A 12752-nucleotide genomic window follows, 5' to 3' on the forward strand; every position below is an offset into this window, starting at 1 on the left:
ATGCCCTTACCAAACACACCAGGAGATACGCGATGAGTTCTCAGCAGCCCACCATCATCTACACGCTGACCGATGAAGCCCCTCTGCTGGCGACGGCCTCGTTCCTGCCGATCGTGCGCACGTTTGCCGCTTCGGCTGACGTGAAGGTCGACACCGCTGACATCTCGGTGGCGAACCGCATCCTGGGCGAGTTCCCCGACTTCCTGACCGACGAGCAGAAGGTGCCCAACACCCTGGCCGAACTGGGCAAGAAGACGCTGCAAGCCGATGCCAACATCATCAAGCTGCCGAACATCAGCGCCTCGCAGAACCAGCTGATCGCGGCCATCCGCGAACTGCAGGCCAAGGGCTACGCGATTCCCGATTACCCGGAAGCGCCCAAGACCGAAGAAGAGAAGGCCCTGCGCGCCCGCTACGCCAAGTGCATCGGCTCGGCCGTGAACCCGGTGCTGCGTGAAGGCAACTCCGACCGCCGCGCCCCGAAGGCCGTCAAGGAATACGCCCGCAAGAACCCGCACAGCATGGCCGAGTGGAGTCAGGCGTCGCGTTCGCACGTCTCGCACATGCACCACGGCGACTTCTATCACGGCGAAAAGTCGATCACCCTCGACCGCGCCCGTGACGTGAAGATGGAGCTGATCACCAAGAGCGGCAAGACGCTGGTGCTGAAGCAGAAGGTTTCGCTGCTGGACCGTGAAGTCATCGACAGCATGTTCATGAGCAAGAAGGCCTTGCTCGAGTTCTATGAGCGCGAGATTGAAGACGCGCGCAAGACCGGCGTGATGTTCTCGCTGCACGTGAAGGCCACGATGATGAAGGTCTCGCACCCCATCGTCTTCGGCCATTGCGTCAAGATCTTCTACAAGGAAGCGTTCGAGAAGCACGCCAAGCTGTTCGAAGAGCTGGGCGTGAATGTCAACAACGGCATGGCCAACCTGTACGACAAGATCTCGACGCTGCCGCAAAGCAAGCAGGACGAGATCAAGCGTGACCTGCACGCCTGCCACGAAAACCGCCCCGAGCTGGCAATGGTGGACTCGGCCAAGGGCATCACCAACTTCCACTCGCCGAATGACGTGATCGTGGACGCCTCGATGCCGGCCATGATCCGCAACGGCGGCAAGATGTGGGATGCCAACGGCCGACTGAAGGATGTGAAGGCCGTGATGCCGGAATCGACCTTCGCCCGCATCTACCAGGAGATGATCAACTTCTGCAAGTGGCATGGCGCCTTCGATCCGAAGACCATGGGCACGGTGCCGAACGTGGGCCTGATGGCGCAGCAGGCCGAAGAGTACGGCTCGCACGACAAGACCTTCGAGATCACCGAAGACGGCGTGGCCAACATCACCGACCTGGCCACCGGCGAAGTGCTGCTGAGCGAGAACGTGGAGCAGGGCGACATCTGGCGCATGTGCCAGGTGAAGGACGCTGCGATCCGTGACTGGGTCAAGCTGGCCGTCAACCGCGCCCGCAACTCCGGCATGCCGGTGGTGTTCTGGCTCGACGCCTACCGCCCGCACGAAGCGCAGCTGATCACCAAGGTCAAGATGTACCTGCATGAGCACAACACGGCCGGTCTGGACATCCAGATCATGAGCCAGGTGCGTGCCATGCGTTACACGCTGGAGCGCGTCATCCGCGGCCAGGACACCATCAGCGCGACCGGCAACATCCTGCGCGACTACCTGACCGACCTGTTCCCGATCATGGAGCTGGGCACCTCGGCCAAGATGCTGTCGATCGTGCCTCTGATGGCCGGTGGTGGCATGTACGAAACCGGTGCCGGCGGCTCGGCCCCGAAGCACGTGCAGCAGCTGGTGGAAGAAAACCATCTGCGCTGGGACTCGCTGGGTGAATTCCTGGCGCTGGCCGTGAGCCTGGAAGACCTGGGCCTGAAGACCGGCAACAACAAGGCCAAGGTGCTGGCCAAGACGCTGGACGCCGCCACCGGCAAGCTGCTGGACAACAACAAGGGCCCGAGCCCGAAGACCGGCCAGCTGGACAACCGCGGCAGCCAGTTCTATCTGGCCATGTACTGGGCGCAGGCCCTGGCAGCGCAGACCGAAGAGCCGGAACTGGCTGCCAAGTACGCCACCCTGGCCAAGACCCTGACCGACAACGAAGCCGCCATCGTGGCCGAGCTGTCGGCGGTGCAGGGCCAGCCGGCCGACATCGGCGGCTACTACAAGCCTGACTTCGACAAGCTCGACAAGATCATGCGCCCGAGCGCCACGCTGAACGCAGCGCTGGCCGCCTTCGCAGGCTGATCAACCAAGCAGGCCGTTCGCGGCCTTCTGACAAAGCCACCTTCGGGTGGCTTTTTTTCGCCTGTGCCTGGGGTGGGGCGATGGAATGAGATCATTTATCCTTCGCCATGCGCGAAGGCTTGGTTCACAACTGCCGTGTGCGCTTTGCTCAGCCTTCGCGCATCATTCGCTTCAGCGAAGGACTGCTGGCTGGGTGCTTACCGGTGCCCCCCCAAAGCTGTGACGCTCGCCTGACCGAGGCGAACCGTTGCTGATACATGCGGCCTCTTCGCGCCTTCTTCGTTTGCTGTGCCTTGCAGCCGCCATGCGCTTCGACCTCGTCACGCTCAATCTGGTGCTCGCCATTGCCGAGACCCGCAACATCACGCGGGCCGCGGAGCGCGAGCATTTGGCGTTGGCGGCCGCCAGCAAGCGGCTGAAAGACCTGGAAACCCGCCTGGGCGTGCAGCTGTTCGAGCGCCGCGCCCGCGGTGTGGAACCCACCGAAGCGGGCCGCGCGCTGGTGCGCCACATCCGCGGCCTGAACGCATCGCTGCATGCGCTGGAAAGCGAAGTGGTTGAGTTCAGCCGGGGCATCAAGGGCCACCTGCGGATCGCGGCCAATGCGGCGGCGATTGCCGAGAGCCTGCCCGCTGATCTGGCCGCGTTCTCGCGGGAGCATCCGCACATCCGCATCAGCCTGGAAGACATGACCAGCACGGCGGTGCAGCAGGCGGTGGCCGAAGGGCGGGCCGACGTGGGCGTGTTTGCGCCGCCGCTGGTGGACGCCCGCCTGCGGGCCTGGCCCTACCGCGAGGGCGAGCTGGCTGTGGTGCTGCCGCGAGGCCATGCGCTGTCGGCGGCCACCGAGCCGCTGCCCTTCGAGGCCTTGCTGGATTACGACATCGTCGGCCTGCACATCGGCGCCTCGGTGCATGAGCTGATGTTGCAGCGCGCACTGGAGCGTGGTCGCACCCTGAACGCCCGCCTGCAGGTACGCGGTTTTGATGCGATTGCCCAGCTGGTGGATGCTGGCCTCGGCGTGGCGGTGCTGCCCGCGGCCGTGGCGCACCGGTTTGCCCGACTCTTTGCCATCGACGTGCGCCCGCTGGATGAGGCGTGGGCGCGTCGCCGTTACCTGATTGCCGCCCGCGAGCAGGCCGTGCTGCCGGCCGTGGTGCAGCGCTTCGTGGATGCACTGGCGCAGCCTGAGCAACTTCCCTGACAATTCAACCCTGAACTGGCGCAGCTGCCCGAGAGGGCCGGCAGCGCCCCACAAACACCCGAGACTCAACATGACCGCACGCACCCTGTATGACAAGCTGTGGGACGAGCACGTCGTCCACACCGAGGAAGACGGCACGGCCACGCTCTATATCGACCGCCACCTGGTGCATGAGGTCACCAGCCCGCAGGCGTTCGAGGGCCTGGACATCGCTGGCCGCAAGGTCTGGCGCCTGTCGGCCAATCTGGCCGTGAGCGACCACAACGTGCCCACGACCGACCGCAGCGAAGGCATTGCCGACCCCATCTCCAAGCTGCAGGTGGACACGCTCGACAACAACTGCGACCGCTTCGGCATCACGCAGTTCAAGATGAGCGACAAGCGCCAGGGCATCGTCCACGTGATCGGCCCGGAGCAGGGCGCCACGTTGCCGGGCATGACGGTGGTCTGCGGCGACAGCCACACCAGCACCCATGGTGCCTTTGGTGCGCTGGCCCATGGCATCGGCACCTCCGAGGTGGAGCACGTGCTGGCCACCCAGACGCTGCTGGCCAAGAAGGCCAAGAACATGCTGGTGCGCGTCGACGGCCAGGTGGCCCGGGGCGTGGGTGCCAAGGACATCGTGCTGGCCATCATCGGCAAGATCGGCACGGCCGGCGGCACGGGTTACACGATTGAATTCGCAGGCACCGCCATTCGTGCGCTGAGCATGGAAGGCCGCATGACGGTGTGCAACATGGCCATCGAGGCAGGCGCACGCGCCGGCCTGGTGGCGGTGGACGACACCACGCTGGCCTACGTGAAGGGCCGTCCGTTCAGCCCGCAGGGCGTGGAGCTGGAGCAGGCCGTGACCTACTGGCGCACGCTGCACTCCGACGAAGGCGCCTTCTTCGACAAGGTGGTGGAGCTCGACGCCGCGCGCATCCAGCCGCAGGTCACCTGGGGCACCTCGCCGGAAATGGTGCTGTCGATCGAAGACCGCATCCCTGATCCGGACAAGGAAAAGGACGCCGTCAAGCGTGGCGCCATCGAACGTGCCCTGCAGTACATGGCGCTGGAGCCGAACAAGGCCATCAGCGACGTGCACATCGACAAGGTGTTCATCGGCTCATGCACCAACAGCCGCATTGAAGACATGCGCGAAGCCGCCGCCGTGGTCAAGCACCTGGGCGGCCGGGTGGCGAGCAACGTGAAGCTGGCGCTGGTGGTGCCGGGCTCGGGCCTGGTGAAGGCGCAGGCGGAAGCCGAAGGCCTGGACCAGATCTTCCGCGCCGCGGGTTTCGAGTGGCGTGAGCCGGGCTGCAGCATGTGCCTGGCCATGAACGCTGACCGGCTGGAGCCGGGCGAGCGTTGCGCCTCCACCAGCAACCGCAATTTCGAAGGTCGCCAGGGCGCCGGCGGCCGTACCCACCTCGTCAGCCCGGCCATGGCCGCTGCGGCAGCGATGGCGGGCCATTTTGTTGACGTGCGCCGCGTGGCCTGAAAGGAAACATCGTCATGAAGAAGCTGTTTGTCGTCGTCGCCACCCTGGCGCTGCTGTCGGCCTGCAACACCTTTGAAGGCATCGGCAAGGACATCCAGAAAGCCGGCGAGTCCATCGAAGGCGCGGCCAAGAAGAAGTAATCCCATGCAAGCATTTACCCTGCACAAGGGCCTCGTGGCCCCGATGGACCGTGAGAACGTCGATACCGACGCGATCATCCCCAAGCAATTCCTGAAGTCGATCAAGCGCACGGGTTTCGGCCCGAACCTGTTCGATGAGTGGCGCTACCTGGACGCCGGCGAGCCCGGTCAGGATCCGGCCACCCGCAAGTCGAACCCCGACTTCGTGCTGAACCAGCCGCGTTACCAGGGCGCCAGCGTGCTGCTGGCCCGCAACAACTTCGGCTGCGGCTCCAGCCGCGAACACGCGCCCTGGGCGCTGGAGCAATACGGCTTCCGCGCCATCATTGCGCCGAGCTTCGCCGACATCTTCTTCAACAACTGCTTCAAGAACGGCGTCTTGCCGATCGTGTTGTCGGAGTCGCAGGTTGCTGCGCTGTTCGATGAAGTGCATGCCTTCCCGGGCTATCAGCTGACGGTGGATCTGCCGCGCCAGGTGGTCATCAAGGCCGACGGCACCGAGCTGCCGTTCGAAGTGCAGGCCTTCCGCAAGTACTGCCTGGTGAACGGGTTTGACGACATCGGCCTGACCCTGCGTCACGCCGAGAAGATCAAGGCCTACGAGGCCGAGCGCCTGGCCAAGATGCCCTGGCTGAATACCCGCCTGGTCGGCTGAGCAAACAAAGAGACAACCCCATGACGATGAAGATTGCAGTGCTGCCTGGTGATGGCATCGGGACCGAGATCGTGGCCGAGGCCGTGCGCGTGCTCAACGTGCTCGACCTGCCGTTCGAGATGGAAGAAGCCAAGGTGGGCGGTGCCGCCTACGAGGCCCACGGCCACCCGCTGCCCGACTCGACGCTGAACCTGGCCAAGGCTTCTGACGCCATCCTGTTCGGCGCGGTGGGCGACTGGAAGTACGACACGCTGGACCGCCCGCTGCGCCCTGAACAAGCCATCCTGGGCCTGCGCAAGCACCTGGGTCTGTTCGCCAACTTCCGCCCGGCCATCTGCTACGAGGAACTGGTGGGCGCGTCCAGCCTGAAGCCCGAGCTGATCGCGGGCCTCGACATCCTGATCATCCGCGAGCTGACCGGCGACATCTACTTCGGCCAGCCGCGTGGCCGCCGCATCGCCACCGACGGGCATTTCCCCGGCGCTGAAGAAGCCTTTGACACTATGCGCTACTCGCGCCCGGAAATCGAGCGCATCGCCCACGTCGCTTTCCAGGCCGCCCGCAAGCGCAGCAAGAAGGTCACGTCGGTCGACAAGGCCAATGTGCTGGAGACCTTCCAGTTCTGGAAGGACGTGGTGACCGAGGTGCACAAGGCGTACCCGGACGTCGAGCTCGAGCACATGTACGTCGACAACGCCGCGATGCAGCTGGTGAAGGCGCCGAAGAAGTTCGACGTGCTGTTCACCGGCAACATGTTTGGCGACATCCTGTCGGACGAGGCTTCGATGCTGACCGGCTCGATCGGCATGCTGCCTTCGGCCTCGCTGAACGCCAAGGGCCAGGGCCTGTATGAGCCCAGCCATGGCAGCGCCCCCGACATCGCCGGCAAGGGCGTGGCCAATCCATTGGCTACAATCCTGTCCGCTGCCATGATGCTCCGTTTCTCACTCCAACAGCCCGAGGCTGCCGACCGTATCGAGTCGGCCGTCAAATCGGTGCTGGCTGCCGGCTACCGCACGCCGGACATCTGGAGCGAGGGCACCCAGAAGGTGGGCACGCGTGAGATGGGTGATGCCGTGGTTGCGGCTATCACCGGCAAAACGATTACCAAGAGCTGACAGCTCGGTTTCGTCTCGCCCCAACACCTGGACCCCGGCGAACGAGCCGGGAGGTTCCGGGGTTCAGGGCAACGCACCACACTAGGAAATTTAGACATGGCACTCGTTGGATTGGTCGGATGGCGCGGCATGGTGGGCTCTGTCCTCATGGACCGCATGGTTGCCGAAGGCGACTTTGACCTGATTGAACCGCTGTTCTTCTCGACCTCGAACTCGGGCGGCAAGGCCCCGTCGATGGCGAAGAACGAAACCACGCTGCAAGACGCGTTCGACATCGACGCGCTCAAGCGCTGCGACATCATCATCACCGCCCAGGGCGGCGACTACACCACCGCGGTGTTCCCGAAGCTGCGCGCAGCCGGCTGGAACGGCCACTGGATCGACGCGGCTTCGACGCTGCGCATGGAGTCCGACGCGGTCATCATCCTGGACCCGGTCAACATGCCGGTGATCAAGGACGCACTGGCCAAGGGCGGCAAGAACTGGGTCGGCGGCAACTGCACCGTCAGCTGCATGCTGATGGGCGTGGGCGCGCTCTACAAGGCCGGTCTGGTCGAGTGGATGAGCACCCAGACCTACCAGGCCGCTTCCGGCGGCGGTGCCCAGCACATGCGCGAGCTTCTGACGCAGTACGGCACGCTGAATGCCGAGGTCAAGGCGCTGCTTGACGACCCGAAGAGCGCGATCCTCGAGATCGACCGCAAGGTCATCGCCAAGCAGCGTGCCCTCACCGGCGCCGAGACGGCCAATTTCGGCGTGCCCCTGGGCGGCTCGCTGATTCCCTGGATCGACAAGGATCTGGGCAACGGCATGTCCAAGGAAGAGTGGAAGGGCATGGCCGAGACCAACAAGATCCTCGGCCTGGGTGAGGGCTTCGGCTCGACCGCCATTCCGGTCGATGGTTTCTGCGTGCGTGTCGGTGCGATGCGCTGCCACAGCCAGGCCCTGACCTTCAAGCTCAAGAAGGACGTGCCGCTGGCCGACATCGAAGCCATGATCGCCGCCGACAACGAGTGGGTGAAGGTGGTGCCGAACACCCGCGAGGCCACGATCACCGATCTGACGCCCGTGGCCGTGACCGGCACGATGACCATCCCGGTCGGCCGTATCCGCAAGCTGGCCATGGGCCCGGAATACGTCGGCGCGTTCACCATCGGTGACCAGCTGCTGTGGGGCGCTGCCGAACCGCTGCGCCGCATGCTGCGCATCCTGCTCGACAAGTGATGTTTCGGGGCCTTGTGCCCCGTTTGCACCCACCAACGCCCGGTCTGCGCAAGCACACCGGGCGTAGTTGTATCTGGATGATTCGCCGCGTTGCCCACCGGCAACATCGGCTTTCACCCGGATGAGTGAAAACGAGCGTTCCTGCAAATGTGACGTTTTGCATGAGCTTGGCAAGCTATATGCTTGTTACCGTAGTGTTTTCTCGCCTGTTACGTTTCGCGTCAGAAACTGACAAGTGCGGGCTGACTGTCGTTGGCAGCGGGCGGATAATTCCGGCTCGCTGATTGCGTTCTGGAGACGCTTTGAAGATCACCTCATCCCGGGCCAATGGCCCCGTGCTTTCCGCCGTCGCGGCTGCTGCCCTGCTGGTGGTTCACCCGACTGTTTCGGCGCTGAGCCTGGGTCGGCTGAATGTCCAGTCGACGCTGGGCGAACCGCTGCGCGCCGAGATTGACATCACCAGTCTGTCGCCTGACGAGGCCGCTTCGCTGCGCGCGTCGGTGGCTGCACCTGATGCCTTCCGCGCTGCCGGCGTTGACTTCAACCAGGTGCTCCAGGGCGCGCAGGCCACGCTGGCCCGACGCGCGGACGGTCGTCCCTACATCCGCCTGACGGGCGACAAGTCGGTCAGCGAACCGTTTGTCGACGTCATCCTCGATTTCGCGTGGGCCAATGGTCGCCTCCAGCGCTCGTACACCCTGCTGATTGACCCGCCGCGTACCGCGCCGCCGCCCGCTGCTGCCACCACCTCTCCGGTGATCAGCGCAGCGCCTGCGCCGGCCGCGCCTGTGGTGGCTCGTCCGCCGGCACCGGTGCCAGCACCGGTTGTCGCCTCGCCGCCGCCGAGCCCGCCTGCGGCTGCCCCGGTCGCGGTTGCACCGAAGCCCGCCAAGCCCGCTGCATCGGCGCCTGCGCCGGCAGCTGGTGCTGACACCGTCAAGGTCCGCGCTGGCGATACGCTGTCGTCGATCGCTGCGGCGAACCAGCGTCCCGGCGTCTCGCTGGATCAGATGCTGGTTGCGCTTTACCGCAACAACGAGCAGGCCTTCGTCAACAACAACATGAACCGCCTGAAGGCCGGTGCCGTGTTGTCGCTGCCGGACGAGCAGGCTGCTGCTGCGGCTTCGCAGGCCGAGGCTCGCAAGGTCATCCAGGCGCACAGCGCTGATTTCTCCAGCTTCCGCCAGCGCGTGGCCACGGCCGCGCCGCAGGTCAAGACGACCGAGCCTGCTCGCCAGGCCACCGGCAAGGTCGAGGCGGCCGTGAAGGACCGCAAGGCCGATGTGGCGCCGACGCCTGACCAGCTCAAGCTGTCGCGTGCAAATGCCGCCTCGGCCGTGCCGGAAGCCAAGGTCTCGAAGGAAACCGAGCGCAAGGCCGCTGACGCCCGCGTGGCTGAACTCGCGCGCAACGTCGCCGAGCTGAAGAAGCTGCAGGCAGGCACCAAGCCGGTAGCCGCCGCTTCGGCGCCGTCGCCGGTGGTGGCTGCTGCGCCGGCGCCGGTCGTGCCTCGCCCGACCGTGGCTGCTGCACCCGTTGTGCCGCCAGCACCCGCGCCGGCCAAGCCGGCCCCGGTTGCTGCGCCAGTCGCCGCTTCGGCTGCCAAGCCAGCGGCACCTGTGGTCGCGGCTGCAGCCTCTGCCCCGGTGGCTGCAGCGTCCGCACCGGCCTCCGCGCCTGTCGCTGTCGCGGCTTCCGCGCCGGTGGTGGCCGCTTCTACGCCTGTGGTGCCGGCTTCGGCATCCCAGCCTGCATCGGCTGCGTCGCAGCCCAAGGCACCGGCCATGCCGCCCGTGCCAGCACAGGAAGAAAGCTTCCTGGATTCGCTGACGAGCAACCCGTTCGTGCTGCCTGGCGCCGTGTCGCTGGTGGCGCTGCTGGCCGGTCTGGGCGTGATGCGTCTGCGTCGCCGTGGCCAGGACAACGGCAACGAAACCTCGTTCATTGAGAGCAAGCTGCAACCTGACTCGTTCTTCGGCGTCAGCGGTGGCCAGCGCGTCGACACGCGCGACGGTGCCGGCAATTCGTCGTCCTCGTCGTTGAGCTACTCGCTGAGCCAGCTCGACGCCATTGGCGACGTCGATCCGGTCGCCGAAGCGGACGTGTACCTGGCCTACGGTCGCGATCTGCAGGCCGAGGAAATCCTCAAGGAAGCCCTGCGCAGCGAGCCGAACCGGCCTGCCATCCGCACCAAGCTGCTCGAGGTGTATGCCAAGCGCGCTGACGTGCGGACCTTCGAGTCGCACGCCATGCAGCTGCAGGACATCACCGGCGGCCAGGGCGAAGACTGGGCGCGCGCCCAGGAACTCGGCCGTCAAATCGATCCGGCCAATTCGCTGTACGGCGCTGCTGGCCTGATGGAGGTGGACATCGACACCTCGTCGGACGCTCCGCCTGACATGCGTGAAGGTGGCCCGAACGACATCCCGCCGATCGAGAAGACGCAGCCCTTCGAGGCCCGCTCCACTGCAGGCCCGCAGTCTGACTTTGACGTTGACATCGACCTCGACGCCGCGTCCAAGCTGACCGGTCTGGAAAACACCCGACCCTTCACCGGCATTTCCGGCATGCAGGATTTGGAAGGTGCGTCCGAGCCGATGGCCTTCACCCAGGCCCCGACGCCAGCGCCGGCACCGTCGCCCGCACCGGCTCCGGCCGACGATGACGACATCGAGATCGACCTCGGCTTGCTGGACGATGCCCCTGCGCAGCCTGCGCCCGTGGCGGCCCCGGCTGCTGATTTCGACTTCGGCGATCTGTCTCTCGACCTGGACGGCACGCCTGAAGCTGCACCGGCCGCCAACGACGTTCCGCTGGATGCCGACTCGTTCAATCTGGACCTGGATGTTCCGCCGGCTCCCGTGCCGACGGCCCCGGTGGATCTGGATGAGCCGACCACCGAGCGTGGCGCGCCGATGGACTTCGCCGTGTCTGGCCTCGGCGAGGCTGACGATGATGGCGACCCGCTCGCCCGCAAGATCGAGCTGGCGGACGAATTCCGCCGCATCGGTGACACCGAAGGTGCCCGCGATCTGCTCGAAGAGGTGGTGAGCAAGTCGGAAGGCGCGACGCGCCAGCGCGCGCAAGCCATGCTGGATGAGCTCTGAGCCCACTCCGGAGAGCCGGGCGTCTGATGCTCGGCTTCCGGAAGCGCTGAGCCCAGACACTGCGGCGCCCGACGCGCCGCCCGCCACCACCCGGCGCATTGCGCTGGGGGTGGCTTACCGCGGCGAGAACTACCACGGCTGGCAAAGCCAGCCCGATGGCCGGACGGTTCAGGATCATCTTGAAGCCGCTCTGAGCCAGTTCGCCGCGATGCCGGTGACCACGCTCTGCGCCGGTCGAACCGACACGGGTGTGCACGGCCTGAATCAGGTCGTGCACTTCGACACCCCGCTGAACCGCGAGCCGTTTTCCTGGGTGCGCGGCACCAACCGCTACCTGCCCAAAGACATCGCTGTTCAGTGGTGTCACGAGGTGCCGCGCAGCTTTCATGCGCGCAACAGTGCCCGCGGCCGCCACTACCGCTATCTGCTGGTCGAATCAGCCGTGCGTCCGGCGATCGAGACGCGCGGCTGCGGCTGGGTGTTTCGCCCCTTGAATGGCGACGCGATGCGCGAGGCGGCGGCTCACCTGATCGGCGAGCATGATTTCAGCTCCTTCCGCTCGATCGACTGCCAGGCGCTGTCGCCCGTCAAGCAACTGCGCCAGATCGAGATCAGCCAGCGTGGCGCGTACTGGCGGTTCGATGTGGAGGGCAGTGCGTTCCTGCACCACATGGTCCGCAACATCATGGGCTGCCTGATTGCCGTGGGCACCGGCACGCGCTCGCCCGGCTGGCTGCTCGAGGTGCTGAATGCCCGCTCGCGCCAGGTGGCCGCACCCACCTTTGCTGCCGATGGCCTGTATTTTGTCGGGCCCGTCTACGATGCCGAGCTGAACCTGCCCGTGCACACCGCCGCGATGGACTGGCTGCCCTGACGCAACCCACCTGGTGACCCTGATGACCCGAATCAAGATTTGCGGCCTGACCCGTGAGGCGGACGTGGAAGCGGCCGCTGCTGCGGGCGCTGATGCCATCGGCTTCGTGCTGTATGCGTCGTCGTCCCGGGCGGTGAGCGCCGAGCGCGCCGGCCAGCTGGCGCGCTTGCTGCCGCCGTTTGTCACGCCGGTGCTGCTGTTCGTGAATGCCAGCGAGGCCGAGATTCAGGCGGGCCTGCAGGCAGTGCCGAATGCGCTGCTGCAGTTCCATGGCGATGAAACGCCGACGCAATGCACGGCGCCCGGAAGACCCTACCTGCGGGCGGCCCGGATGTCGCCGGGCTTCGATTTGTTAGACTTCGCGGCTCAATACCCCTCTGCCCAAGGCGTGCTGCTGGATGCGCATGTGGATGGCTACGGGGGCAGTGGAAAGGCATTTGATTGGTCACTCATTCCCGCAAACGTGCCCCGTCCGGTCGTTTTGTCTGGTGGGTTGAATCCTGCAAGCGTGATCGATGGGATCGCTCGCGTCCGGCCCTGGGCCGTTGACGTGAGCTCCGGCGTGGAGTCAGCCAAAGGCGTCAAGGATGCCGAGCTGATGCGCCGCTTCTGTGATGCCGTGCGCGAGGCCGATGCCCGCGCCACCCTGGCATCCACCTGATCCCCTTTCCCGGAAC

The 12752-nt window shown here is 65.6% G+C and carries 10 protein-coding genes; all 10 read left to right on the forward strand.

Annotated features, from left to right (window positions below):
• Positions 1-32: 32 nt before the first annotated feature.
• The 10 genes from AACH00_RS17100 (at position 33) to AACH00_RS17145 (ending at position 12736) form a co-directional block, all read left to right on the forward strand.
• Positions 33-2270 (forward strand): NADP-dependent isocitrate dehydrogenase, encoded by a 2238-nt coding sequence (locus AACH00_RS17100; RefSeq protein WP_341400395.1) that lies wholly within the window; start codon positions 33-35, stop codon positions 2268-2270.
• Between the two features lie 304 nt (positions 2271-2574).
• Positions 2575-3474, forward strand: a complete 900-nt coding sequence (locus AACH00_RS17105) for a LysR family transcriptional regulator (protein WP_341400396.1) — start codon at positions 2575-2577, stop codon at positions 3472-3474.
• 70 nt (positions 3475-3544) lie between these two features.
• Complete coding sequence (gene leuC / locus AACH00_RS17110; RefSeq protein ID WP_341400397.1) at positions 3545-4957, forward strand: 3-isopropylmalate dehydratase large subunit; 1413 nt, start codon at positions 3545-3547, stop codon at positions 4955-4957.
• A gap of 14 nt (positions 4958-4971) precedes the next feature.
• On the forward strand, positions 4972-5097 hold the full coding sequence (locus AACH00_RS17115) for an entericidin A/B family lipoprotein (protein ID WP_341400398.1): 126 nt from the start codon (positions 4972-4974) through the stop codon (positions 5095-5097).
• Between the two features lie 4 nt (positions 5098-5101).
• Complete coding sequence (leuD, locus tag AACH00_RS17120) at positions 5102-5752, forward strand: 3-isopropylmalate dehydratase small subunit (protein ID WP_341400399.1); 651 nt, start codon at positions 5102-5104, stop codon at positions 5750-5752.
• 26 nt (positions 5753-5778) lie between these two features.
• Positions 5779-6870 carry a 3-isopropylmalate dehydrogenase gene (leuB, locus tag AACH00_RS17125; protein ID WP_341400441.1) on the forward strand — a complete coding sequence of 364 codons (1092 nt, stop codon included), beginning with the start codon at positions 5779-5781 and terminating at the stop codon, positions 6868-6870.
• 96 nt (positions 6871-6966) lie between these two features.
• Entirely contained in the window at positions 6967-8094 is a 1128-nt protein-coding gene (gene asd / locus AACH00_RS17130) for an aspartate-semialdehyde dehydrogenase (RefSeq protein WP_341400400.1), read from the forward strand.
• 335 nt (positions 8095-8429) lie between these two features.
• The gene (locus tag AACH00_RS17135; RefSeq protein ID WP_341400401.1) at positions 8430-11201 is read left to right on the forward strand and encodes a motility hub landmark protein FimV; all 2772 of its coding nucleotides are present in this window, start codon (positions 8430-8432) and stop codon (positions 11199-11201) included.
• Positions 11191-12075 (forward strand): tRNA pseudouridine(38-40) synthase TruA, encoded by an 885-nt coding sequence (truA, locus tag AACH00_RS17140; protein ID WP_341400402.1) that lies wholly within the window; start codon positions 11191-11193, stop codon positions 12073-12075. Before AACH00_RS17135 ends, truA begins: the two co-directional genes overlap by 11 nt.
• A 22-nt stretch (positions 12076-12097) precedes the next feature.
• A complete protein-coding gene (locus AACH00_RS17145) occupies positions 12098-12736 on the forward strand; it encodes a phosphoribosylanthranilate isomerase (RefSeq protein WP_341400403.1) in 639 nt (212 codons plus the stop codon).
• Positions 12737-12752: the final 16 nt, after the last annotated feature.

Source organism: Ideonella margarita, from assembly GCF_038066635.1.
Taxonomy (GTDB): domain Bacteria; phylum Pseudomonadota; class Gammaproteobacteria; order Burkholderiales; family Burkholderiaceae_C; genus Ideonella; species Ideonella margarita.